The organism is Parasphingorhabdus litoris DSM 22379 (genome assembly GCF_020906275.1).
GTDB classification, from domain to species: Bacteria; Pseudomonadota; Alphaproteobacteria; order Sphingomonadales; family Sphingomonadaceae; genus Parasphingorhabdus; species Parasphingorhabdus litoris.
The window spans coordinates 65,832-89,875 of sequence record NZ_CP086727.1; the positions used below are offsets into that span (position 1 = coordinate 65,832).

19 protein-coding genes and 2 tRNA genes are annotated in these 24,044 nt (G+C 55.9%); 11 read left to right on the forward strand and 10 right to left on the reverse strand.

The features are described 5' to 3' along the window. Window positions 1-8: 8 nt before the first annotated feature. The 3 genes from ald to BS29_RS00410 all read right to left on the reverse strand — a co-directional run bounded on the left by ald (window position 9) and on the right by BS29_RS00410 (window position 3,569). Window positions 9-1,133: an alanine dehydrogenase gene (gene ald, locus BS29_RS00400; RefSeq protein ID WP_229954969.1), complete on the reverse strand. Its 1,125-nt coding sequence runs from the start codon at window positions 1,131-1,133 to the stop codon at window positions 9-11. A gap of 88 nt (window positions 1,134-1,221) precedes the next feature. Beyond that, window positions 1,222-2,166 carry a peptidylprolyl isomerase gene (locus BS29_RS00405; RefSeq protein WP_229954970.1) on the reverse strand — a complete coding sequence of 315 codons (945 nt, stop codon included), beginning with the start codon at window positions 2,164-2,166 and terminating at the stop codon, window positions 1,222-1,224. 302 nt (window positions 2,167-2,468) lie between these two features. Next, window positions 2,469-3,569: a peptidylprolyl isomerase gene (locus BS29_RS00410; protein WP_229954971.1), complete on the reverse strand. Its 1,101-nt coding sequence runs from the start codon at window positions 3,567-3,569 to the stop codon at window positions 2,469-2,471. A gap of 105 nt (window positions 3,570-3,674) precedes the next feature. On the opposite strand from BS29_RS00410, the gene BS29_RS00415 reads away from it, so the two are divergent. The 3 genes from BS29_RS00415 (at window position 3,675) to BS29_RS00425 (ending at window position 7,308) form a co-directional block, all read left to right on the forward strand. Beyond that, window positions 3,675-3,762: transfer RNA gene (locus tag BS29_RS00415), tRNA-Ser, on the forward strand. 325 nt (window positions 3,763-4,087) lie between these two features. Next, window positions 4,088-6,493 (forward strand): HAD family hydrolase, encoded by a 2,406-nt coding sequence (locus tag BS29_RS00420; protein WP_229954972.1) that lies wholly within the window; start codon window positions 4,088-4,090, stop codon window positions 6,491-6,493. A gap of 2 nt (window positions 6,494-6,495) precedes the next feature. Further along, window positions 6,496-7,308, forward strand: coding sequence for a class I SAM-dependent methyltransferase (locus BS29_RS00425; RefSeq protein ID WP_229954973.1), 813 nt, complete (start codon window positions 6,496-6,498; stop codon window positions 7,306-7,308). 73 nt (window positions 7,309-7,381) lie between these two features. On the opposite strand, the gene BS29_RS00430 is transcribed toward BS29_RS00425, so the two are convergent. Then, window positions 7,382-9,187, reverse strand: a complete 1,806-nt coding sequence (locus BS29_RS00430) for a helix-turn-helix domain-containing protein (RefSeq protein WP_229954974.1) — start codon at window positions 9,185-9,187, stop codon at window positions 7,382-7,384. A 488-nt stretch (window positions 9,188-9,675) separates the two neighbouring features. Between BS29_RS00430 and BS29_RS00435 the strand changes: the two genes are divergently transcribed. Continuing rightward, entirely contained in the window at window positions 9,676-13,320 is a 3,645-nt protein-coding gene (locus BS29_RS00435; protein WP_229954975.1) for a hypothetical protein, read from the forward strand. 40 nt (window positions 13,321-13,360) lie between these two features. Here BS29_RS00435 and BS29_RS00440 read toward each other — a convergent pair whose 3' ends face one another. The 3 genes from BS29_RS00440 to BS29_RS00450 all read right to left on the reverse strand — a co-directional run bounded on the left by BS29_RS00440 (window position 13,361) and on the right by BS29_RS00450 (window position 15,607). Continuing rightward, window positions 13,361-14,596, reverse strand: coding sequence for a glycosyltransferase (locus tag BS29_RS00440; RefSeq protein ID WP_229954976.1), 1,236 nt, complete (start codon window positions 14,594-14,596; stop codon window positions 13,361-13,363). A gap of 35 nt (window positions 14,597-14,631) precedes the next feature. Continuing rightward, window positions 14,632-15,144 carry a serine O-acetyltransferase gene (locus BS29_RS00445; protein WP_229954977.1) on the reverse strand — a complete coding sequence of 171 codons (513 nt, stop codon included), beginning with the start codon at window positions 15,142-15,144 and terminating at the stop codon, window positions 14,632-14,634. A gap of 374 nt (window positions 15,145-15,518) precedes the next feature. Further along, window positions 15,519-15,607: transfer RNA gene (locus BS29_RS00450), tRNA-Leu, on the reverse strand. A gap of 273 nt (window positions 15,608-15,880) precedes the next feature. Between BS29_RS00450 and BS29_RS00455 the strand changes: the two genes are divergently transcribed. Continuing rightward, window positions 15,881-16,135 carry a hypothetical protein gene (locus tag BS29_RS00455; RefSeq protein WP_229954978.1) on the forward strand — a complete coding sequence of 85 codons (255 nt, stop codon included), beginning with the start codon at window positions 15,881-15,883 and terminating at the stop codon, window positions 16,133-16,135. Window positions 16,136-16,172: 37 nt separating this feature from the next. Here BS29_RS00455 and BS29_RS00460 read toward each other — a convergent pair whose 3' ends face one another. Next, window positions 16,173-16,949 carry a zinc-ribbon domain-containing protein gene (locus BS29_RS00460; protein WP_229954979.1) on the reverse strand — a complete coding sequence of 259 codons (777 nt, stop codon included), beginning with the start codon at window positions 16,947-16,949 and terminating at the stop codon, window positions 16,173-16,175. 201 nt (window positions 16,950-17,150) lie between these two features. Here BS29_RS00460 and ftsE point away from each other — a divergent pair, with 201 nt between their 5' ends. From ftsE to BS29_RS00485, 5 genes are read left to right on the forward strand one after another with little or no spacing between them, the layout of a single operon-like run. Then, complete coding sequence (gene ftsE, locus BS29_RS00465) at window positions 17,151-17,861, forward strand: cell division ATP-binding protein FtsE (RefSeq protein WP_229954980.1); 711 nt, start codon at window positions 17,151-17,153, stop codon at window positions 17,859-17,861. A gap of 11 nt (window positions 17,862-17,872) precedes the next feature. Beyond that, a complete protein-coding gene (locus BS29_RS00470) occupies window positions 17,873-18,796 on the forward strand; it encodes a cell division protein FtsX (RefSeq protein ID WP_229954981.1) in 924 nt (307 codons plus the stop codon). Window positions 18,797-18,805: 9 nt separating this feature from the next. Further along, the gene (locus BS29_RS00475) at window positions 18,806-19,339 is read left to right on the forward strand and encodes a YdcF family protein (protein WP_229954982.1); all 534 of its coding nucleotides are present in this window, start codon (window positions 18,806-18,808) and stop codon (window positions 19,337-19,339) included. A gap of 2 nt (window positions 19,340-19,341) precedes the next feature. Beyond that, a complete protein-coding gene (locus BS29_RS00480) occupies window positions 19,342-20,031 on the forward strand; it encodes a lysophospholipid acyltransferase family protein (RefSeq protein WP_229954983.1) in 690 nt (229 codons plus the stop codon). 58 nt (window positions 20,032-20,089) lie between these two features. Continuing rightward, window positions 20,090-20,701, forward strand: a complete 612-nt coding sequence (locus tag BS29_RS00485) for a class I SAM-dependent methyltransferase (RefSeq protein WP_229954984.1) — start codon at window positions 20,090-20,092, stop codon at window positions 20,699-20,701. A gap of 2 nt (window positions 20,702-20,703) precedes the next feature. Here the strand turns inward: BS29_RS00485 and BS29_RS00490 are convergent, their stop codons facing one another. Further along, a complete protein-coding gene (locus BS29_RS00490) occupies window positions 20,704-21,612 on the reverse strand; it encodes a prephenate/arogenate dehydrogenase family protein (RefSeq protein WP_229954985.1) in 909 nt (302 codons plus the stop codon). Continuing rightward, window positions 21,612-22,718 carry a histidinol-phosphate transaminase gene (hisC, locus tag BS29_RS00495; RefSeq protein WP_229954986.1) on the reverse strand — a complete coding sequence of 369 codons (1,107 nt, stop codon included), beginning with the start codon at window positions 22,716-22,718 and terminating at the stop codon, window positions 21,612-21,614. Before hisC ends, BS29_RS00490 begins: the two co-directional genes overlap by 1 nt. Before the next feature lie 126 nt (window positions 22,719-22,844). On the opposite strand from hisC, the gene metX reads away from it, so the two are divergent. After that, window positions 22,845-23,966 (forward strand): homoserine O-acetyltransferase MetX, encoded by a 1,122-nt coding sequence (gene metX, locus BS29_RS00500; RefSeq protein WP_229954987.1) that lies wholly within the window; start codon window positions 22,845-22,847, stop codon window positions 23,964-23,966. Window positions 23,967-24,044 lie beyond the last annotated feature (78 nt).

A 24,044-nucleotide genomic window follows, 5' to 3' on the forward strand; every position in this document is an offset into this window, starting at 1 on the left:
AAGTCCTTCTATTCGGGTTTATGCCCCACTATCTCTGACACAGGCATATAATCATAGCCCAAATCTTCGGCCACCGCGCGATAGGTGACATGGCCGTTCCATACGTTCAGCCCCTCGGCGAGATGGATATCGTCACGCAAGGCCGCTTCCCAGCCCTTGTTGGCAATGGCCAGCGCGTGGGGCAGGGTGACGTTGTTCAGCGCATAGGTGGATGTCCGCGATACCGCGCCCGGCATATTGGCCACACAATAATGAACCACATCATCGACAACATAGGTCGGGTCCTGATGGGTCGTCGCTTTGGATGTTTCAAAACAGCCGCCTTGGTCAATCGCCACATCGGCGAGCACCGAACCGGGCCGCATGGTCGACAGCATATCGCGTGTCACCAGCTTGGGTGCTTCGGCGCCGGGGATCAGCACCGCGCCGATGACCAGATCAGCATCGGCGACACATTCGGCCAGATTGGCTTTGTTGGAGAAACGCGTTTTGGCGCGTGCCTCAAAATAATTACCCAGCGTTTCCAGCACTTCGGGGTTGCGATCAAGGATGGTGACATCCGCGCCCAGACCAGCAGCCATTTGCGCCGCGTTAAAACCAACCACGCCGCCGCCAATGACAGTGACCTTGCCCGGCGATACGCCCGGCACACCGCCGAGCAATATGCCGCGGCCGCCATGGGCTTTTTCCAATGCCGTCGCGCCCGCCTGAATCGACATGCGTCCGGCGACCTGACTCATGGGTTTGAGCAAGGGCAGACCGCCCGAACCGGTGACGGTTTCGTAGGCGATACAAGTTGCTTTCGATTTCACCAGATCGGCGGTCTGTTCCGGATCAGGCGCGAGGTGGAGATAGGTGAACAAGATCTGCCCCTCGCGCAGCATCGCGCGTTCGGCGGGCTGGGGTTCTTTGACCTTCACGACCATGTCGCTTTTTTCAAAAATTTCAGCCGCAGTGGCACATATTGTCGCACCCGCCGTTTCATATTCCGCATCATCGGCACCAATGCCCAGACCGGCGCCGGTTTCGACCAGCACGTCATGACCATGAGCGGACAATTCCCGCACCGATTCCGGCGTCAGTCCAACGCGATATTCATGGTTTTTCACTTCTTTCGGGGTACCGACACGCATGGGGAGGCTCCTGTTTTTGCCGAGTCTTCTTCGCGTCCAATATCAGCAAAATGTGACATGCGCGAGTGGCTTGCGTAATATTATTACATCACTCCGCAACTTTTCTTATCGGCACGGGCACGGTGCAAATATTGCCATAACCACCATGGGCCTCAATATATTGCAGCAACGACGGGCTGTAACTCGCGAGATATTCATAGCGCGGCTGATCGGCCACCGGCAGCTCGCTCGCCAGACGCACCGATGTGATCGGGATATGCTCCGACTTGTCGGCATAGAACCCGCCCGCCGCCGTGCCGAGCGGCAGGTTGGTGACATGTTCCAGTCCGTCAATCACCCGCCCGACCATGCCAAAGGTCATATCCAGGCTGCGCGCGGCTTCGCCGGTAATGATCGAGATTTCCGCGCCGGTGCCGGCATCGGGCGGATCATAATGGGCCGGCGATAATGACCCGCGGCAAGTGATCGGAAAGGCTTTGCCGTCCTTGGTGCCAATCGGCCAGCCCGCGCCAAAGCCGACTTTCGCGCCATAGCTTTCATAGATCGTCTTCATCAGCGGCCGGATTTCCGTGCCCTGATATTCATTGCTATACGCAACGGCCGCATCCAGCGCGGCTTGGTCCGTAGCGCGCTTTGCACCGAGCGCCGCGTTGAAATAGTCGCTTTCAGGCACCGTCTCGAGGTTCTTCGGGACCTTTTTATTGTCGGGGTTTCCGCCAAATTGAGTGACGAAATCTTTGGAGACACGATAGATTTTTGTGTCATCCCACCAGCGCTGGGCGGCGAATTTACGGACATTGCGAACATGCGCGCCGGATAGCTCGGTCGGGATCAGCTGAATCACCGCCTGCCGCTTATTGCCCTCGGCATCATCCGGCAGGGTGAAGATGATCAGGTCGGTGACCGGAATCGGCAACCAATGGTCGGCGGGCGCAGCGGCCAGCACCTCTTGCGGCGTTGGCGCGGATTGCTCGATGGCGGGATCATCTTGATCTTGCGCGATGGCGGGGCCGATCGGCAACAAGAAAGCCATGATGACAGCCGTGCTCCTGCGAAAGCAGGAGCCCAGGGTGTTGGTTGACAAGGTTGCGGTAACCGCTCCGGTTTGCGGCTTGTGCGGCAATGCAAACTTACCAGGATTACGCATCAGGGTCACACAGGGTCACACCCCCCAAAGCGGGAAAATCTTTGCGCCCGAAAAAGCCTGAAAACAGGCGATACGCGGCTGGCGAAATGGCACGGTGAGGGAGATCAAGCATGGTCGCAAGATAACCGATCCAAGGCGCTGTAGGAAAGGGGAAAATGATCGAGTGCGAGCGCACAATCGCTCAGACTCTATTCTCCCGCCTTCACCCGCCGCACCGGCACCGGAATATTGCAGATATCCGCGCCGCCCGCTGGCTTGATAAAAAACGGATCGCGGCGATTTGCGCGGGCGTCGGCATAGCGCGCGAAGCTTTTGCTAGCGGTGTCGAGATATTTGAACCGGGGCTGCTCTGCATCGGGCAGGGCGGTGCCCAGCCGGATCGACTGGATCGGCACGCGTTTCTTGGGATCGGCATAAAAACCAAGCTGTCCCTTGCCGCGCGGCAGGCTGGAGAGATGTTCAATACCTTCGACAATCCGTCCGACCACCGCGATATTGCGATCCAGATGGCGTGGTGCATGACCGATGACGGTGTAAAGCTCTGCGCCTGTGCCTGTATTGGGTGAGAGGTTGCGGCCTACGCCAACCGCGCCGTAGCAGTGGATGGGCCATAAAACACCATCATCTTGATCTCCGGCGTTTGCCATAGGCCAACCATCTAGAAATTGTGCATATTCTGAATAAGGGTCTCGTTCTTCCCACTTTCTGTAATCTGGATCAGCTGCGCGCATCTTCTCTTCAGCCTCCATTTGAGCCATAGCCTGAGCTACCTGTCCAGCTACTGCCATGGCATCTGCGGCAGCCATAGCGGCATCTCCAGCACTGCCGTTTGCCTCGTCGAAGTTCAGATATTGCTCAACCGTGATTTCATACTCACTCTCCGGCACTTCAACCAAACCCTCCGGCAAAGCCTTCTGCTCCACCTCTCCCGATTCCGGATTGTCGTATCCCGCATCGCCCCATTGCACGACATAATTGTCCTGCACCCGGTTGATGCTGGTGCCGTCCCAGAATTTGGCGGCGGCGAGTTTGCGGATATTGCCGATCCAGCCTTGCGAGAAAGGCGGCGGCATCAATTGTATGACCACGCGGCGCGCTTCACCCTTCGCATCAGGGGGCAGATCCATGACCAGTAGGTCGTTCGCGGAAATGGCTTGCCAGTCACTCGCTGGCGCCGCGTCCACTATGGCATTGGGGCTGGGATATTCCTTTTTTTCGTTCTCTTGCGCCGAAAGGGAAGAAGCCGCCATCAGGGCGACAAGCGATGCGATCAGTGGAAATTTTATCATGCCCCGACCCTAACCCCAAGCAATGACTTGCGAAAGAGCGATTCGCACACTAGGGGAGGCGGCGCTGTCAGAATTTCGACCAAATATGATTCTGAATAGCATTGCGGAGCCGTGGCAGAGTGGTCGATCGCGCACGCTTGGAAAGCGTGTATAGGGCAACCTATCGAGGGTTCGAATCCCTCCGGCTCCGCCATTTCTTTATCGTCATGCCCGGTAAGGCGGTCGAACTCCCAGATAGACATGCAAGTAGGCAATTGAGAAAAATCAGCCGAGGGTCGGCAAATTTTTTCCGATGAACGGCAAATCTTTGCCTCTCTGCCGGCTTTTGTAACCAACTCAGCTCTGAACAAGGCACTAAAAGTGGGTAAAACTGGTGTCTGATCAATCACTTTCCAAACTGGCACAGGCTTTGCTGTGTGCTCCTTGAGATCGTCAGGTTTTGCGCCCGCCCTTAATTTAAATGGCCGGAGCGAGAGATAACAACGTCTGTCAGATCAACAGAAAAGGAGTTGAAGGACATGAAAGAAACCGTTGTTGGCTGGGAGATCGATGCGCTTCTGGATGATGTGAATGACAATATTGAAATATTGTCACTGGACTGTTTCGATACTTTGATCTGGCGCAACGTCAATCGGCCAATGGATGTTTTCCATGATTTGGAGATAGCGGACTGCACAATGGAATTGCGCGTCCTGGCAGAGAAGCGAGCGCGAAAAGCCTTGATCCTGAACAAGAATAAAAACGAAGTCACGATTAGCGAAATTTACGCGAAAATGTTTCGCGAGGCCGATGATGCCCGCATTGCCGACTGCGTGGACAAGGAGCTTTTGGCAGAGGCCCGGCATTGCTTCGCCTTCGATCCCGTTTGCAAGCTGATAGATCGTGCCAAAAGCCGCGGCCTGCAAGTGATTATTGTTTCTGACACCTATTTACCGGAACCGTTGCTGCGCCGATTGATAACGGATGCCGCTGGACAGGAAATCGCCGACAAAATTGATCGAATCTTTTGTTCCTGTGAATATGGCGCCAGCAAAGCGGGCGGCCTGTTCAAGCCGGTGCTTGCCGATTTGGGCATTTCCCCGGGAAAGATCCTGCATTTGGGTGACAATCTGGAGGCCGATTTCAAGGCTCCGGCCAAGCTCGGCATTCACGGTGTTCATTTTGAGCAGTTTGACGATGAAGCATCAGAACGTTTGCGACTGGAAGCAGTAGCTGCAACCGTCCTGGACAAGGAAACGCGTAAAGTGGCGCCTTCCTTGCAGCCCCATCGTGCGCAAATATCGCTACGGCGAAAAAACGACGCGACCTTTCAATTTGGTCATGATGTTCTGGGTCCTATATTCCAGGGCTTCTCACGCTGGATAGCAGAAGAGTCTGATGCAATCGAAGCCAATACTGGCAAAAAGCCAAAGCTGCTTTTCTTGCTCCGCGATGGATATTTGCCGGCCAAGGCCTTTATGGAAGCCTATCCAGAATATGCTGACCAGGTCGCCATGATCGAACTGAGCCGTTTCACCGCCAATGCCGCGAGCTTCAAAGACCGGAAGGCGATCGAATCATTCCTGATGGCGGAAGCAACGAGTAATAAAAAGGATGCCTATTCGAGCCAGCGGCAAGCCGCCTATTGTCGGCAGTTGCTTTTCTTCCGAGGAGAGATACCCAAGCTTGCTGGCCTCAAGACGCCGGAAGCCTTCATTCGGGAAATTCTGAAAGCGAAGAATGTTAAAAAAATCATCTCTCGTTCCGAAAAATTCAGAGCGGGGTTGGTTGCACATCTTCAAAAAAATGGCGTCGAACACGGTGACAATGTCGTGTTTGTCGATCTCGGTTATAACGGATCCGTCCAGAATGTTATTGCGCCGATACTGAATGCGGAAATGGATCTGAATATATCCGGGCGCTACCTCTTGCTGCGCGAGTTGATGATAACCGATCTGGATAAGAAGGGCCTTATTGACGTTCGTCACTATGACAACAGCGCCCTCAACGCGCTGTGTGAATCGATAGCGGTTTTGGAACAGCTTTGCACACAATCCAACGGTTCCGTTCTTGGCTATAGCGAGGCTGGCGAGCCAATGCGGGACACAGCCGATATCAAAGGCAAACAGAGTGAAGAGCGAGACCATGCACAGGCAGCATGTCTGGCTTACATGGAGCAACTGGGTTGCGGCTGGGCGACGACCCCTCGCTCTTGGGATAGCGACAGTGCACGTCAAATGGCTGCTGCCGCGCTTTCGCGTCTCTTGTTCTTGCCGGTGGAGCGGGAAGTCGGGATTTTCGAGAATTTCCATCATGATGTGAATCTGGGTACGAAGGACATGCTGAGGTTCATCGATCCGGAAACCGCCCGACAGGGGCTGAGGCGACGCGGTTTATTTTATACCAAAAATATCTCCCGCATTTATTTGCCAGGAGAATTGCAACAGCAAGGCATGCAAGCGCTTTTACCCCTGTTCACTGGCAATCGTTTCGGGCTCGATCTGCGTCAGAACGACTTCCAGAGCGGAAGTATTAAAATTCCGGTCATGCTTGCCGATGATCAGGAGCATTTGCAGATCGAAATTGATGCCTACCCGACCAGTGATGGCTATTATCAGGCACTGATCCCTGTCGGTACGGGGCAGTTTAACGTTGCGATCATGCTCGGACAAATTTGCGACTGGCTGCAAGTAGAAGAAGTCAATTTTCAGGAAATTGAAAATTTCATGGCCAAGAAAATCGACGATGATTCCATTGCCGCGCATCCGATCTATGAGGCGATGACCGAAAATGCGCCCGGCCTGCATCGTTGCACCCGGAAAGATGCATTCATGATGATTCCCCCGCCTACCATTTCCACTGGCGAGACGCTGATGCTGAACTTTGTGTTTCGGCCGACGGTCCTCAGCAGCTCCGCCAAAACAGACATTAAAAAGGTTGCCTAGATATGACGCTATTAATCCACTCCATGTCCGAATTTTCCGATATCATCGTGAACGCGATGAACATTGCCGATGCTTCGCAAATCGCCGAAATCGGCGCGGAATATGGCGGAATGACAAGCGTATTGGCAGACTATGCCGCAGCCAATAATGGCCATCTTTTCAGTGTCGATCCCACACCCAAGCAGGAATTTCTGGATTGGGTGGATGCGCATGGGCAGGTGACCCATATCGCCAAGCCAAGCCTGGACGCTTTTTCGGAACTGAAAGATATTGATGCGTGGTTGGTCGATGGCGATCATAACTGGTTTACTGTCTATCATGAACTGAAGGCCATTGAAGCTGCCTGCGAAAGAGATGGGAAACCGCTATTTGCAATATTGCATGATGTCTGCTGGCCTGCAGCCAACCGCGATATGTATTATGCGCCCGATAGAATTCCCGCTGAATTTCGTCATGACTATTGCATGGACGGCGGAACCAAGCCCGGACAATCCGGATTGCTGCGCGAACAAGGTTTTCGGGGCATGGGGCAATTTGGATTGGCATTGCACGAAGGGGGTGAACGCAATGGCGTAAAATGCGCCGTTGTTGATTTTATCAACGAAGCCGAAGCCAGCGGACACCAATTGGCCTATGCAGAGATCCCGGCTGTTTTTGGACTGGGCATCGTGTTTGATGCCACTGCACCCTGGGCTGGTCCATTGAGCGATCTTCTGATCCCGTTTCACGATAACCCACTCATCGCGAAACTGGAGCAAAATCGGCTTGCCAACTATCTTACCGTATTGGATTGGCAGGACGGCGCGATCGGTTAAGCTATAAGGTCAACGGCCTCAATCAACATGTGTAGGCCGGACCAGCAGCGTTCACCGATCACGAGGATGATAATCACAAACTTTCAAGCGACTTGAACGCTTCGCTGGGGCTTTCCTTGAATTCTTGCCGGAATAATTTGGCGAAATGGCTGACGCTTGAAAACCCTGACGCTTCGGCAATTTCGGCGATGGTATCAAACTGACGCAGCATGATGAGGTCGCGGGCATAGCTTAAGCGGATCGAGCGAATGAAGGCCGCCGGGGTCAGCCCCTGTGCTTTTTTAAGCCGGCGGCCCAGGGTTTTTTCCGTGACGCCAAGCGTCGAGGCCAGAGCGCCTGCGCCAAAACCGCGCTGGCTGACATTTTCAATCACGGCCTGCGTTGCGCGATCGAGAAAACCCTGTCCGGCGGGAGGCGGGAGTTTTTTGTCAAGACTGCTCGCGAGCAGGGCATCGAGCGTATCGCCCGTGTCCTCTGCGCCGGCTTGTACTGGCGCCGCTGGCGCTGGCTGTTTCTGTGCAATGTCTATCTTGTCCCGAAGCCTGACCGCTTCGGTGACGGCGGCGTTTCTTTGCCGCTGCATGGCATTGATCATGATAGAGATGGCGACCATCATGAATATCGCTTCCACGATCGTCGAGCTGGTATAACTCAACGTAATCGGACGCATCATGATCAGGTCAAAGGCTGAGCTGGTTTCCGTGATCGGGACGGGGAATTTGAAAAAATAGAGCGACGCGAAAAGGCCGATGCTGAGCGCGAACAAGGACGCAAAAACCGGGACAGCCTGTTTCACGCCATCAAGCATCTTTCGCCCCGACACATAAAGAAGAACAAATGGGTTGATGATGAGCAGGATCGAAACCGGGGTTCCCCAGTCAAGCGGATCGATCATCGCCCAGAGGGTGCCGATCACACCAAGGCCGGTGAGCCAATGAAATACGGCCTGCTTTCTTTGCTGCGGATCGGTGTCAATGGTCAGGAGTATCCGGCAATATTGAATATTGGCGATCATCACCAGACCGGCCGCCAGTTCGATAAACGGCTTCCATTGCTGCGTCGAAATAGTCGAACCGAACAGGACGTGCGGCCATCCGTCAAACAGAAAGGTCATGCAGAACATACCGATCAGATAGGCCGTATAAAATTGATAGAAACGGGGATGAATGTGCCGGAACAATATCAGGCTGAACAGGGTCATGATGATGCAAAAGCCGAGCATCACAGCCGATATGGCGGTAAACCCGCTTGACCAGCGCGACAGCAGATTGACCGATCCGATGACGGGCGTGACAGATGGTGCATAGGTGCCCGAAACACGGACATAGTAAGTTTCTTCTTGGCCTTGCTCGATGCCGAAGGAAACCGACGTTTGCAGCCTGTCGTTGTCGCTGCGTGCCGCCGGGATGGTTCGGCCGTCTCTTGCTATCGGAACAAGCGCGCCGCCTTGCGCCTGAAACAGGGTCACATCATCCATCACGGTTTCCATGAAGGATATGCCCCACATTTGTGCTTCCGCATGGGGGTTGCGGGCTGTGAATTTCAGCCACAAGGCCCCTGGGGATCGCGCTATGTCAAATTGCTCTTGGCAAGGCGTGGAGGTGAAGTCCTGACTGGCTATACTGTCCGCACTTACTGTTCCCGCTGGATCAAGAAAATAGCTGGCGGCAAGTGGCTTTAACTGTCCGTCTGGCAAATCTGCCAGGATGTTCGCAGGAACCTGATCAACGCCACTCGCGATGCAGTCTGCATGGTCGGTCTGCGCACGGCTCTCGGATGGCCATATGGCGCTGAATAACAGCATCGCTAGCATTAGAACTGCACATTTTCGTGCAAATCCGATCACCGTGATTCGCCCGAAAACCCACAGATCGCGCATGGTTTGTCGCCAGCTTCGGGCCGGCAACAGCATATTTCGGACAAAATTGAACGTATCTCGGACAATCTGGCCACGGCCCCTTTTTTCCTCCCTTTACGGCTGTTTACATCATCTCAGAAACGGATCGGAACTGCAATGGCTGGAAACGGCATATTGCAAACGGACGGACTCGGCCCAGCGCCGGCCATCGTCGCCGCCTCCATTTCTGCGCCGGTTATCGACCAGAGACCGGCGGTTTGAAAGCACCGGGGAGGACCATATGATCCAATATATTATGCGCGCTGTCGCACGACCGAGATTCGAGCCTTCGAGGCTCGATATCGAGGGGGCATGAGTAGGCACCCGCGGGAATGGGCGGGGTGCTCCCCGGTGTCCCGTCCGTTTCGCGCGTGCCCACCAAGCACTCCAGATATCCCACAAATATTATCGGGCCAAGCCGCCCGCCAAGCCGCCGCAATGGCGCGCACCCCAATCAAGGAATTTGCATCATGACCTCTTCAACCAAAACTATCCGCCGCAGCCTGTTACTCGCCACCAGCATCGCGGCCCTTTCCGCTGCCAATCCTGCTGCAGCCGAAACGTGTTTGCTCGACCGCAACAACAACGGCGAGGTAGACCCCGGTATTGATGACGATGGCGGCGCGGATGCGGAAGGAAATAACCTCCAATTGGCTTGCGGAGTTAGGGCAGAGGCCAGCGGTGACAGCAGCATCGCGATCGGTTCAGATAGTGAGGCGACGGGCGGCAGAAGCACGGCCATCGGCCGCTTTAGTGAAGCCAGCGGCTTTAGCGGCACAGCCATCGGGGCTGCGAGCGAGGCCATCGGCACTGGCGGCACAGCCATCGGGGTTGCGAGTAAGGCCAGCGGTCTATATGGAACCTCCGTGGGATTCCTCAGCCAAGCAATCGCAACGAACACCATAGCAATTGGTTATCGAAGCGAGGCAACGGCGACCGCCAGCACAGCGATTGGCGTATCGAGTGATGCCACCGGCATTCAAAGCACAGCCCTAGGCCGGTCGAGTATGGCGACGGCTATAAACACTACCGCAACGGGCGCCTTTAGTGCGGCGACCGGTATCAACAGCACAGCCAATGGAGCTAGGGCAGAGGCTAGCGGCGACCGCTCTATTGCTATTGGCGCTGATGGCGAGGATGCAGATGATCAGGGCGCGACCGCCTCAGCCAATGGTGCGATTGCGATCGGCAATGATGCGCAGGCGACCAGCGAACGGGCAGTGGCCGTTGGTCTTGGTGCGATTGCATCCGGCTCCACTGCGGTTGGTGGCGGCGCTCAGGCTACAGGCGCGGGATCGGTCGCGGTTGGCATTGATGCACAGGCGACGGGGGATCGCTCAATCGCGATTGGCGAAGATGGCGGAGATGTCGATACACTGGGCGCGGTTGCCTCTGCGGACGACAGCACAGCGGTTGGCAATGATGCGCTGGCTTCGGCGGTTCGATCCAGCACCTTCGGATCCGGCGCACAGGCGACCGCGCTCAATTCGGTGGCGCTGGGCGCAAGCTCGATAGCCAATCGCGCGAATACGGTATCCGTAGGCTCAGCGGGTGCGGAACGACAGATTGTGAATGTCGCAGCGGGTACGGAAGATACTGACGCTGTTAACCTCGGGCAGCTTACCGCCTCCATCGCCACAGTCAGTGCAGGCAGCTGTCGTAACAATCCCAACGGTAGGTTCGAATGCGGAATCGATGCAGCGGCGATAGGCGACAGAAGCACCGCTATCAGTTCAAGAAGTGAGGCCAGCGGTGACCAGTCTATTGCCATTGGTGCAGATGGCGACGATCCCAGCAATAGTGGCGTTGTTGGCGCTACGGCCTCGGGCAGGGGCGCGATCGCAATCGGCAATGATGCACTGGCAAGTGCGGCTAATGCGGTTGCGCTGGGCAATGGTTCGGTTGCCAATCGCGCCAACAGTTTATCGGTCGGCTTTGTCGGCGCAGAGCGGCAGATCGTCAATGTCGCAGCAGGTACGCAAGACACCGATGCGGTGAACCTCGCCCAGCTCAATGCCTCCATCGCAGTGGCAGGCGCCAGCGGTTGTCGCAACAATCCCGGCCCCGATGGCATTCCTGGCAATGCCGACGATCCTGCCGACACACTCGAATGCGGTGACGGGGCTATGGCCTCGGCGGCTGGCAGCACCGCCATCGGGGACAATAGCGAAGCAAGCGGTGCAGGAGCGAGCGCGGTTGGTAACCGCGCGCGGGCTTCGAGTGACAATGCCAGCGCCTTTGGAACGAGGGCCAGCGCGACCGGAGAAGACAGCACCGCCATTGGCGGGATCAGTACGGCCAGCGGTACCCGGGCGACGGCCAATGGTTATCTGAGCAACGCCTCCGGGGAAGGCAGCACGGCCATCGGTGCCCAGAGTCGGGCATCGGGCAACTTCAGCACGGCGACAGGGAGCAGCAGTGAGGCCAGTGGTGACGCCAGTACCGCGACCGGTTTTGACAGCGTCGCAAGTGGTCTTTTTAGCACAACAAACGGTTATAGGAGCACGGCGTCTGGCAGACAGAGCATTGCCGTCGGTGCCGGAAGCAGGGCGGAGGCCAATGGCGCGATTGCGATCGGTGGTGATGGGGCCGATCCGGATTCTGATGGCGCGGTGGCATCGGGCGAAAATGCTGTCGCCATAGGCATTGAAGCCCAGGCGACAGCGGACAAAGCGGTAGCGCTGGGCGCAGCTTCTGTGGCCGACCGTGACAACACGGTTTCGGTCGGGAGTAGCGGCGCTGAACGGCAAATCACTAATGTTGCAACGGGTACCGAGAATACAGATGCGGCCAATGTTGGACAGGTTAATGTCGCGGCTAATGCCGCTGCCAACGCTCAGACGACCGCCGATACCGCGCTCGCCAATGCCGCGACCGCACAGGGTACAGCAGATCAGGCGCGAACAGATGCCGCCAATGCGCAATCGACTGCCAACACAGCCCTTGCCAACGCAGCGACAGCACAAAACACGGCCAATACAGCGCGCGTGGAAGCCGCCGCGGCCCAAACGCGCGCGGATGAGGCTTTTGCCAATGCCGCTACCGCACAAACCACAGCCGACACGGCGCGTGCCGAAGCGAGGGCCGCGCAGCTGGCGGCGGATCAAGCTGGTGCAGGTGTGGTAGAGGCACAGGAAAAGGCCGATGAAGCCTTTGAAAATGCGGTGAAAGCACAGGCCAGTGCCGATACCGCTCGGACGGAGGCGATGCAGGCGCAAACCGATGCCAATCGTGCGCTGGCGCAGGCCGAAGCCAATGGTGCCGAACTGGCCTTTTTCGAGAGCAACAGCAATGGCCCCGGCGCCAGTGCGACGGGCGAAAATGCGCTGGCCATCGGTACCGGCAGCGAGGCCAGTGGCGAAGAATCTGTGGCCATCGGATCAAATGCAAAGGCAATGAATGGCAAAGCGGTTTCTATCGGTGCGGGCAATGAAGCTTCCGGCAACGGTGCGGTGGCGATTGGCGATCCCAATTTTGCAACCGGGACGGGCGCGGTGGCGCTGGGTGCTGACAATCGCGCAACGGGAACAGGGGCAGTGGCCATCGGCAATCTGAACGTCGCAACCGGCAATGGTGCCATTGCGCTGGGCAATGGTGCTTCTGCCATTGGTGATGGCGCAGTGGCCATCGGTCCGGGCGCGGTTGCAGACCGCGACAATCTGATCGCACTGGGCGGAGAAAATGCAACGGTGCGCATTTCCGGCGTCACTTCAGCGGCCAGTCAGGCTGCACAGGAAGGGGCGCTCAGTCTCGTCACCACAGATGCGGCCGGCAATTTGGGGGCGCTTAATATCGATGTCTCCGGATTGCTTGACTTCGACGGCCGCGTAACAGGATTGGAGAACCGCGCATCGGCATTGGAAGAACGGGTTTCGTTGATCGATCGTCAGGCCAATGGTGGGATAGCCGCCGCGATGGCCATGTCGGGCGCCATCATCGTGCCGGATAGCAATGTGTCGCTATCCTTCAATCTGGCAACCTATGGCGGGGAGCGCGGATTCTCTACTGCCATAATCGGACGGCTGACCGATAAAATCTACTTTTCTGGCGGTATCGCGGGATCTTCCGTCAAAGGCACAACCGGCGGCCGGGTCGGGTTTGCAATCGGGTTTTGACGGGAATAGGTCCTGATGGTGCCGCGCGAATGTTGCCGGTTTAGATCGACTTTTCGAGCAAAAGCGCTTTGAGTTTTGCGGCTTCGTTAACAATCGCATGCCGCTCCCGAACGCGCTCGCGCGCCTGCTCGCCCATGGATTTGAGCGCGCTATCGTCAAGCTTCAACAGCTTTTCCATGGCGATCGCAAGGCCTTCTGCATCGCTCGCATAGACCAGAAAACCTTCGCTGCCGTCGCGGACAAGTTCGGGAATGCCGGCGACATAGGTGGAGATAACGGGCCGTGCGATCGCCATCGCTTCCATGATCACGACCGGCAGGCCTTCCGCGAAACTCGGGACAACCAGCGCTTTGGACCGCGCGGTGATATCCCTGATCTGGGCACCGCTTTTCCAGCCAACCAGATGAATGGATTTTTCCAGGCCATATTGCGCAATTTCTTGCTCAATCTGGGGCCGCATGTCGCCATCCCCGACCATGGTCAGTTCAAACAGGACGCCCTTTTGGGCGAGCAGATGGCAGGCCCGGATCAGGATGATTTGCCCCTTTTGCTCAGCGAACCGGCCGACCGTCACCAAATGCGGTGTCGATGGCGGGTTCGAAACCTCACTGTCGATAAACTCAGCGCCGAGTCCGCAATGGACGATCTTGACCTTTTCCCAGTCTTCCTCGCGTGCAAAGCGAAAAATCTGACTGCGGCCAAAGGCGGATATCGCGGCAACAAAACGGGCGCGCTTAACTTTCTCGCGAAGATTGAGGCTGTGGGCTTTGTCAAATTCTTCCGGTCCATGCACCGTGAAGCTGTAAGAGGTCTTGCCAAAGACACTGCACAGCATCCCCACTTCGGTCGCATTGGTGCCAAAATGGCAGTGGACATGGGTGACATCATTTTGCCGCATCTTGCCAAATAAAAGACAGGCCTCGGCCAGATAGACGAGATGCAAAAGCGTCGGGCGTTCGCTGATCCGGCCCATTTTCATGGCCAGCATGAAGGCGGAGAAAAGAGAGACCGGTTGGGAAAAAAGCATCTTGATCAGGCTGATGATCAGCGGCCCGACACCGCCCGATAGCAGATAGGATGTCTTGTCCCGTTCGGCCACGTCCGCATCATCGGTAAGCTCGGCATCCCAACCGCGAACCGATATACGCGTGACATCAAACCCCTGCCGTTCGAGCTCCAGTATCTCGTTCCTGATAAACGTATGGCTGATCGTAGGGTATTGATTGACCAGATAGGCTATTTTCGTGCGGTCAGACATGTCATCATTTGCATTCATGGGGCGGGCTTTCAAAAAATTCGATCATTCCGGCGTTAGATAATCTTCGCCGGATTGCCGACCGCGGTTTTTCCGTCCGGCACGTCACAAAGGACAACGGCTGATGCGCCGATGTTGCAATTGTTGCCGATACGGATATCGCCGAGTATCTGTGCATAGGCGCCGATTTCAACATTGTCGCCAATATGGGGCACGCCGCCGCCTTCAACGCGGTTGCCAATGGTTACGCCTTGTCGCAGCGTGCAGCCTGATCCCAGGATAACCCCAGGATTGATGAAAATACCGCCAAAGTGCCAGATCCTTAAACCCGGTCCAACGCTGGCCTCTTTTGGTATGCTGATCCCGAACAGCGTTTCGACAAAGCGAAACAGCATCCAGTATAATTTCGTGCCATACCATTTTCGAAAGCCGTTTTTTCGTTCGTCCACGGACCGGCCATATCGATAGACTTTAATCGCCCATAAAGATTGTTCTTTCAGCATGGGACGCGCGCCATCTACTCTTGCCAAATCCGACCGCCAGTCGTTGTCGCGATTTTTGAGAGCCAATGGAGTGATCCTTGTGATTTGCGATGCCGGTTTGCTGATAAACCATGATAGAGCATGCTTTGTGCTAAACAACACAGTAACGAATTTAGGGACTTAGCGTCAAAAAATAATTAATCTGTCCCATGTTGGCAATGATGGCGATCCAGCAGATGGGAAGCCGGTGTGCATGCCCTAATGGACATCTTTTGAAAATTCGCCAATCATATAGCTTTGCATCGTCGGACCGGACCTTTCTGCAGTGGGGAAAAAAGCAGAAGAGGAGCTCGAGAGAGCAGGTCGCGCTCCGGTCCGACACGCACAACTTTTGTGAGTTTGGACAAATCAGTGCCCCGGCAAACGGGTTGTTATCACTTTCGAAGGTACGAGAGAAAAACTGGTGCGGTCGAGAAGACTCGAACTTCCACGGGAGATTAATCCCACAGCGACCTCAACGCTGCGCGTCTACCAATTCCGCCACGACCGCACTGTCATCCGAACCGGGCCATGAGCCCCTGGTAGGCGCGTGCCCTTAGCAAAGGGTGGATGGGCCCGCAACAGATATTGTTGCTGCTGATACCACGCGGCATCCGCATTAATGCCACAGCCGAAAATGTCCCCTTCTCACACAGTTTTGCTCGCTTCGTCCCTTTTAAAGGGGAAGAGAACGAAAAATTGGCCTGTTAACCTTTTATTTACCTTGTCAGGGGGCAGTTTTGCGGGCTTTCTAGGGCGCATGCGCAAACACTTGCTTTCCTTGATGGCACTGGCCCTATCACTGACGAGTGTTCCTGCCGCCGCGCAAAACCCTTCGCAATCCGGTGCGCGCGCGCAAGCAACGGCTTCGGCGAGAATAATCAATGGAGAGGCCGTTCGGTTTGACGATATGTTGCGGCCAATCATCCTGAAACAGGATTCAAACGAGCAAAACCGCCATATTTTTCGACTCATGCGCACACGCGGAGAGGTTGCCCGCCAGGGTCGCCCACTTGTCTTGGTTACCGAATTTCACTGACGTTGATCAGCGTTGGGATCGATCTGTCTTCTAGCCGCTATTCGCGGGTGATATCAGCCCAACCAACTTCTAACTGGCTCGCTGCGCGCGGCACATCGAGCTTGGCTTCGTTGAAATTGACTCGTGCGCCCGGCGCGAGCGTTTTGGCCGGGGCCTTCATTTTCCAGCTATAAACGATCCGCCCGCTGGCATCGCGCAGGATAACCAGCATAGATGGTACCGATTGTTCAGTATCTGACGGATTGATAATGGTTCCACTGGCTGCAAAATATTCTGTACCGTCTTGCAGCGTGCGGCGATCCTGCTTTTCGCTGAGTTCGATCAGCAAAGGCGTGTCATCCACCGACGCCATTTGATAATTTTCAAACCAGTTTTTCGGTCCAAGAGCATACAGGGCGCCGCCGCCAATGATGATGAGGCTTGCAAAAGCAATGGCGGCGATGGTCCATAATTTGGCGGGATTACGCCGCGGTTTAAACGGCGGTTCATGCGCGAAGCTACTGGTTTCCGACACGAAAGGCGGTGTTACCGAACCCGTAGGTGGTGCGGCGGGCGCAGCTGGTGCCGCTGCAGGACTGTCCACAGGATCGGGCCTATCAGAAGATGGGGATTGCGCAGGTTCGCGCGGGACAGGCGCAGCGCCGGGCAAGGGTTGTCTGGGCGATGGCGGTGTTTTGGCGGGCTCTGGCGGAGGCGCTGGCTCTTGGAACCAGTTATGACGGCATGAAGCGCAGCGAACCGACCGGCCAGTGGGGCCAATCGCGCTGTCGGGCACGAGATAACGTGTCTTGCAAGCCGGGCAATTTAATATCATGACGTCCCTCTAAACACGGCAATCCATGAAACTGCAAGTCTGCGCTGCATGCTTTTGAGACAAGAGCCTTTTTTTCCGCGTCTTGAGGTCAATTTGATCAACCAGATCGCACGCGGCAGTTGATTTCGGGAGAGGTAACGTCCTATTGAAGAAGGCCTATCTACAGCATCCCAACTCGATCAAATGATTTGAAAAATCCTGATGAATGAAATTGTTCAATTTGAAAATGTTGGTCTGCGCTATGGGGCAGGCGCTGAAACCCTGTCGGACCTTAGTTTCACCCTCTATCCCGGCAGTTTTTACTTTCTGACCGGGGCGTCGGGGGCTGGCAAAACATCACTGTTGAAACTGCTCTATCTGGCGCAGCGGCCTAGCCGGGGTTTGATAAAGCTATTTGGTGAAGATGCCGTGACCATGGCGCGGGAAAGACTGCCTGGATTCAGGCGGCGCATTGGTGTGGTGTTTCAGGATTTCCGGCTGGTGCCGCATCTGTCCGCTTTTGACAATATTGCGCTGCCGCTAAGAGTTTCTGGCGTGAAGGAAAAGGACCTGATCACGCCGGTGGCGGAGATGCTCGATTGGGTTGGTCTTGGCGACCGTGCAGAGGCACGCCCTGCTACCTTGTCGGGTGGTGAGCAGCAAAGGGTCGCGATTGCTCGCGCGGTTATTGGCCGGCCCGAAATATTGGTCGCTGATGAGCCGACCGGCAATGTGGATCCCGAAATGGCTGTGCGGCTGTTACAGCTATTCGAAGCGCTGAATACATTGGGCACGACCATCGTGGTAGCGACCCATGACTTTCACCTGCTCAGCAAAGTTCCGGGCGCACAAATGATGAAACTGGAAAAGGGGGGGCTTTCGGATCCAACCGGTTCCTTGCGCAATCCACCATTGCCGCGTGACCGAGCCTAGGTAGCGACCGGATGCTCAGCCTTTTCGTTATTCCCAGCCATGACCGCCGCCTGATTCCAGAAGGGCGGCTGTCGGGACCAATGCCATGGGTCATTGCCATCATGATTTTCCTCATGGTCTTGGCAACGGCGGCGGGCTTGGCCTTTGCCGAAGCGGGTCAAAATGTGTCCGATCAACTGTCCAGCCGGGCAACCGTTCAGATTATTCAGGCCAATCCTGATGTTAAGGCGCGAGAAGCCAATGACAGCGCGGCGCGGCTGCGCGGCATGGAAATGGTGGAGGAAGTGCGCGTCTTGCCGCCAGAAGAGATTGAAGAACTGATTGCGCCATGGTTGGGCCAGACCGCTACAGCGGATGACCGTGAAACAGGTAGCTTGTTGGCAGATATTCCCCTGCCCGCGCTGATTGATCTGAAATTGGTGCGGCCCGCTGGCCCGAACGAGCTCGAACAGTTGCGTGCGGCTGTCAGTCCTTTGGCTGAAAACGCCCGCGTTGAACCTAGCAGCGGTCTGATTGCCCCTGTCATTTCGCTGGTGCAGTCTTTGCAATGGATTGCTTTTGGTTTGGTTGTCTTGTTGGCCATGGCCACGGCCGCCGCTGTCATTATTTCCGCACGCGCAGCGCTCAACACGCACAAAGAAACCATTGGCGTTATTCATCTGCTCGGCGGCACGGATCGCCAGATCAGCCGTTTGTTTCAACGCCGCATTGCACTCGATGCGCTTCTCGGCGGGATATTGGGATTAATCTGCGGCACGGCGATCATATTGCTGCTTGGAATGCAGCTTTCGGCTCTAGGCTCCGGCTTGGTGCAATCGCTGAGCCTGTCCTGGTATAGCTGGTTGATTATCGGTGCCGTTCCGATATTGGGGATGGTCCTTGCAATGGTGACTGCGCGAATGACGGTCATGGGTGCGCTGAGAAAAATATTGTAGTCACATCATATGATCCTTCGTTTCCTCTGTTTTTTGCTGCTTTTCTGGATGATTGGGTTCGTCTGGTTTGCAGTCGATCTGCCGCGGCCGGCGAATGATGATGTCCGCACCGATTCCATCGTCGTGCTAACCGGCGGGCCGCAGCGTATCGAGCATGCGTTGCAGTTGCTCGAAAGCAACAAGGCCAATAATCTGCTGATTTCAGGGGTCGATCGGGATGTGAAGCCGGGCGAGCTTGCCGCAGCCTATGAGCGTGATCTGACATTGTTTGATTGTTGTATTGATCTGGGGTTCCAAGCCGTAGACACGCGGTCCAACGCCCTGGAAACAGCACGCTGGACCGCGCGGCGGGAAGATACAACATTGCGGCTGGTGACTTCGGATTGGCATATGCGGCGGGCCAAGCTTGAATTGGAACGGGCCGTGCCACAGGACATAAAGATCGTGGCCGACGCGGTGCCCAGCGCGCCTGCCCTGGGTACCTTGTTCAAAGAATATAACAAATATCTGATGCGCCGCCTGGCCGCGTTGGCGGGGGTTTAGCCATGCTGGCAGCTATCCGGTCGATCATCTTCATTCCGCTCTTCTACGGTGGATCTACGCCGATCATCATTTTGGCTTTCCTGGTCGCTTTATTCTCGGTACGCGGCACCCATTTCATGGCCAAGCTGTGGAGCCAGTATCATTATCTATGTGCGCGGCTGATTCTGGGCATAAGAGTCGAGATAAAGGGGGAAATCCGCAACGAATCTCTGCTTTATGTTTTCAAGCATGAAAGCATGTTTGAAACGATTGATTTGCTGCGTATTTTTGACAAGCCCGTGGTGATTGCAAAGAAAGAGCTGCTGGTCATACCGCTATGGGGTTGGATCGCCAAAAAGCACGGGCTTCTCGGCATTGATCGCAATGGCGGCGGCGCAGCAATGCGTCAGATTATCAAGCAGGCCAAAAGAGCCAAAGCCGAAGGACGCCCGATTGTCATTTTTGCGGAAGGCAGCCGTGCCCATCATGGCGAGCGCCCCGAATTGCAAACCGGTTTTGCCGGAATATACAAACTAATGGGGCTGCCTTTGGTGCCGGTGGCGCTGGATAGCGGGCTGGTCTCGCCGCGCGATACATTTGTTCAGAACAGCGGGGTGATCACTTATGAAGTGCAACCGGAAATTGAGCCAGGGCTCGACCGCGATGATATCCGTGACAGAGTGCATGAAGCGATCAACAAGCTGAACGATTGAATCTAGTAGAGCGAGCCGGAGTGGATGATTTTCCAGATCCCGAATTCCAAAAGGCAATATGATGAAACCTTTGGTTCTTGGTAAGAAATACGACAAAATCGCCCAATGGTGGCATGATCGACATCATGATTCCACTTATGGTGTCGAGCCGTTTCAACGGGCAATCAGCTATGCTGCTAAGGGCGGAAAAGCGATGGACGTGGGCTGCGGGGCCGGCGGACGGTTTGTTCGTATCCTGCAGTCTAACGGGTTTCAGATTACTGGCTTGGATGTTTCGCAAGAGATGGTCCGGCTAGCGGCGCTCAATCACCCTGACGAAACCTTTCTGCATCAAGATATCTGTTCTTGGGAAACGGCGGATAGATATGATTTTATCGTCGCTTGGGACAGTATCTTTCATCTTCCACTCGACATGCAAAGGCCGGTTGTCACCAAGCTGTGTCAGCTATTGGCCGATGATGGCGTAGTTATTTACACGTTCGGCAATGATGCTGGCGCTCACGAAAGTGAATGGCTAGGTGACAGCTTTTATTACAGCTCGATAGGAATAGCAGATAATGTCGGGATACTTCTGGAAAACGGGCTCACGCTGATGCACCTTGAGCTCGACCAATATCCGGAAAAGCATGTTTATGTGATTGCAAAGAAGCAATCGCGATTGGCTGTCTGACTTTATTCGTGGCTGCGACCGAAATCGGGCGCGGCATCGTCCTGGCCTTCTTCGATAATCCGGCGGCGGATGGCGCGGGTTTTGGTGAACAGGTCGAACAGTTCATCGCCCTTGTCCCAGCGGATGGCGCGTTGCAGGGCGGTGAGGTCCTCTGAAAAACGTTGCAGCATTTCCAGCACCGCATCCTTGTTCGACATGAACACATCGCGCCACATGGTGGGGTCGGAAGCCGCAATCCGGGTGAAATCACGAAAACCGCCAGCAGAATATTTAATCACTTCGCTGCGCGTCACATCTTCGAGATCGGACGCGGTGCCGACAATCGTATAGGCGATCAGATGCGGTAAATGGCTGGTCACGGCGAGCACAAGATCATGATGTTTCGCATCCATAATCTCGATATTCGCGCCCAGCTTTTCCCAGAAGGCGCGTACGCGTTCGATATCGCCTTCCTGTGCATCTTCGGGCGGGGTCAATATGCACCAGCGGTCGTGGAACAGGGTCGCGAAACCAGCGTCCGGGCCGCTATGCTCGGTTCCGGCGACAGGGTGAGCGGGAATGATCCGCGCATCCGGCAAAGCGGCTTGCAGAGAGGCGATGACATTGCCCTTGGATGATCCAACATCGCTGATAACCGCGTCTTTCGGCAGGTCTTCGGCCATTTCCGAAGCAATTGACGCCATGGCGCCAACCGGCACACAAAGCAGCACAAGATCGGCATCAATCACCGCCGCACCAGCGCTGTCGGCAACATCATCACAAAAGCCAAGTTCCTGCACGCGCGCACGAACAGCGGCATCGGCATCATAGCCCGTTATGCGAGCGGTCGGCATGCTGGCTTTGACGCCATGGGCAATGGAAGAGCCGATCAGGCCCAGACCGATAATCGTGATATTCGCAAATGGCAGCATCAGTCAGCGGCTTCCAATATGCTCCGCAGCGCGTCCATGAAACCGCGATTTTCTTCCTCGGTTCCGATGGTGATGCGCAGGCCGTTGACCAGTCCCTGACCCGGCAGCCAGCGCACGACATAGCCTTTCTCCATCAAGGCGTTGTTCGCCGCCTCTGCCGAAAGCGCGCCCTCAAACAGGACGAGCAGGAAGTTGGTGTGGGACGGAACGACGCGCAAACCGTGATTGCCAAGCGCCTCGATCTCCTGTGTCATCAAGTCGCGCCACTCGCGATTATGGTCGCGGCTATGTTCGACGAAATCATCATCCGCCAGCGCTGCGAGCGCCGCTTCCTGTCCTGCTGTGGTGACATTGAAAGGCTGACGAATGCGGTTCATCGCGTCGATAATCGCGGCGGAGGCATAGCCCCAACCAATGCGCTCAGCCGCCAGGCCATGAATTTTGGAGAATGTTCGCGTGATCAGGACATTTTCTGCCGTCTTGGCCAGTTCCAATGCACCATCATCTTCGTCCGTTTCGAGATATTCGGCATAGGCGCCATCCATCACCAGCAGAACATGGCTCGGCAGCGCATCATGCAGGCGTTTTATCTCGTCTGCGCTGGACAATGTGCCCGTCGGATTATTGGGGTTGGCCAGATAGATCAGCTTGGACTTGTCGGTGACTTTGGCGAGTATGGCGTCAATGTCGGTCCCATAATCGCGGTCATCGGCGACCACCGGCGTGCCGCCATAGCGCTTGGCAGCAATTTCATAGACTGCAAAGCCATAGCGTACATAGATGACTTCATCGCCCGGCCCGGTAAACGCGTTAGCGACCAGCTGCAGCACATCATCCGACCCGGTGCCGCAAATGATGCGGGCTGGATCGAGACCAAATTTCGCACCAATCGCGGCGCGGAGCGCGTTAGAGCCACCATCGGGATAGCGATCAACACTGGCCGCCGCAGCTTTCATCGCATCGGTGGCGTCCGCGCTGCACCCTAGCGGATTTTCATTGGCCGACAATTTGATCAGCTTTTTGCCGTCATCGCTGCCTGCCTTGCCCGGCACATAGGCGGCAATGTCCATGATCCAGTCTTTTGGCTGTGGTGTTTGATTTCCCATAGGAGACTCTCGATGCTTATGTCTGAATATGCAGCCGGACTAGCCGCCCCAGCCTGTCAGTCAACTGCAATATCATTTGACCGCCGCGTCATCGCCCCTTAGCCCCTTGGAAATATGAGTGGAATCATGAGTGAAGATGCGCGTTTTGGGCTGGACAAAAAAGTCCGCCTGCTGGGGCCATTGCCGCTGGATAGTGGCGGTGCGCTGGCGCCGGTAGATCTCGCCTATGAAACCTATGGCGCTTTAAATGCGGATGCGAGCAATGCGATCCTGATCTGCCATGCGCTGACCGGCGATCAATATGTCGCCTCAACCCATCCGGTTACCGGCAAAGACGGCTGGTGGGTGCGCATGGTGGGGCCAGGCAACCCGATTGATACCGACCGCCATTTCATCATCTGCGCCAATGTCATCGGTAGCTGCATGGGATCCTCCGGGCCGGCGACGATGAACCCGGCGACAGAAAAGCCGTGGGGTATGGATTTCCCGGTACTGACCATCGCCGATATGGTGCGGGCGCAGGCGCTGCTGCTCGATCATCTTGGCATTGAGCGGCTTCATGCCGTCATCGGCGGGTCCATGGGCGGAATGCAGGCGATAAGCTGGACTGCGCTCTATCCGGAGCGAGTCAAATCCGCGGTCATTATCGCGTCCGCGGCCCGCCATTCGGCGCAAAATATTGCCTTTCACGAGGTCGGGCGACAGGCGATCATGGCCGACCCGCGCTGGCGCGGCGGTGCCTATTATGCCGATGATGATCCGCCGAGCAGCGGCCTCGCGGTGGCGCGCATGGCGGCGCATATCACCTATCTTTCCGAAGAAGGCCTGACCGAGAAATTTGGCCGGCGGTTGCAAGACCGGGACAGTAAGACTTTCGGCTTTGATGCGGATTTTCAGGTGGAAAGCTATTTGCGGCATCAGGGAATCAGCTTTGTCGATCGCTTTGACGCCAACAGCTACCTCTATATCACGCGGGCGATGGACTATTTTGATCTGGCCGAGGCCCATGGCGGCACATTGGCCCATGCGTTCAAGGGATCCCAAACGCGGTTCTGCCTGATCAGCTTCGATACCGACTGGCTCTACCCAACCAGTGAATCGCGGACGATCGTCCATGCGTTGAATGCGGCCGGCGCGGCGGCGAGCTTTGTTGAGCTGTCCAGTGCTTTTGGTCATGACAGCTTCCTGCTCGAAAATCCTGAGATGAACCGGATTGTTGACGGGTTTTTGAAGGCGGGGGAAACATGATGACCAAAGGTCACTCAGTTTATCTGCCGTTATTTGGTTTGCGCGCGAAGGCGCGAAGGCGCGAAAAGGTGGGGCAGC

Bases quoted from the DNA above. Each gene is read 5' to 3' on its own strand.
- ald (WP_229954969.1), bottom strand. From the start codon at position 1,133: ATGCGTGTCGGTACCCCGAAAGAAGTGAAAAACCATGAATATCGCGTT.
- BS29_RS00405 (WP_229954970.1), bottom strand. From the start codon at position 2,166: ATGGCTTTCTTGTTGCCGATCGGCCCCGCCATCGCGCAAGATCAAGAT.
- BS29_RS00410 (WP_229954971.1), bottom strand. From the start codon at position 3,569: ATGATAAAATTTCCACTGATCGCATCGCTTGTCGCCCTGATGGCGGCT.
- BS29_RS00420 (WP_229954972.1), top strand. From the start codon at position 4,088: ATGAAAGAAACCGTTGTTGGCTGGGAGATCGATGCGCTTCTGGATGAT.
- BS29_RS00425 (WP_229954973.1), top strand. From the start codon at position 6,496: ATGACGCTATTAATCCACTCCATGTCCGAATTTTCCGATATCATCGTG.
- BS29_RS00430 (WP_229954974.1), bottom strand. From the start codon at position 9,187: ATGCGCGATCTGTGGGTTTTCGGGCGAATCACGGTGATCGGATTTGCA.
- BS29_RS00435 (WP_229954975.1), top strand. From the start codon at position 9,676: ATGACCTCTTCAACCAAAACTATCCGCCGCAGCCTGTTACTCGCCACC.
- BS29_RS00440 (WP_229954976.1), bottom strand. From the start codon at position 14,596: ATGAATGCAAATGATGACATGTCTGACCGCACGAAAATAGCCTATCTG.
- BS29_RS00455 (WP_229954978.1), top strand. From the start codon at position 15,881: ATGGCACTGGCCCTATCACTGACGAGTGTTCCTGCCGCCGCGCAAAAC.
- BS29_RS00460 (WP_229954979.1), bottom strand. From the start codon at position 16,949: ATGATATTAAATTGCCCGGCTTGCAAGACACGTTATCTCGTGCCCGAC.
- ftsE (WP_229954980.1), top strand. From the start codon at position 17,151: ATGAATGAAATTGTTCAATTTGAAAATGTTGGTCTGCGCTATGGGGCA.
- BS29_RS00470 (WP_229954981.1), top strand. From the start codon at position 17,873: ATGCTCAGCCTTTTCGTTATTCCCAGCCATGACCGCCGCCTGATTCCA.
- BS29_RS00475 (WP_229954982.1), top strand. From the start codon at position 18,806: ATGATCCTTCGTTTCCTCTGTTTTTTGCTGCTTTTCTGGATGATTGGG.
- BS29_RS00480 (WP_229954983.1), top strand. From the start codon at position 19,342: ATGCTGGCAGCTATCCGGTCGATCATCTTCATTCCGCTCTTCTACGGT.
- BS29_RS00485 (WP_229954984.1), top strand. From the start codon at position 20,090: ATGATGAAACCTTTGGTTCTTGGTAAGAAATACGACAAAATCGCCCAA.
- BS29_RS00490 (WP_229954985.1), bottom strand. From the start codon at position 21,612: ATGCTGCCATTTGCGAATATCACGATTATCGGTCTGGGCCTGATCGGC.
- hisC (WP_229954986.1), bottom strand. From the start codon at position 22,718: ATGGGAAATCAAACACCACAGCCAAAAGACTGGATCATGGACATTGCC.
- metX (WP_229954987.1), top strand. From the start codon at position 22,845: ATGAGTGAAGATGCGCGTTTTGGGCTGGACAAAAAAGTCCGCCTGCTG.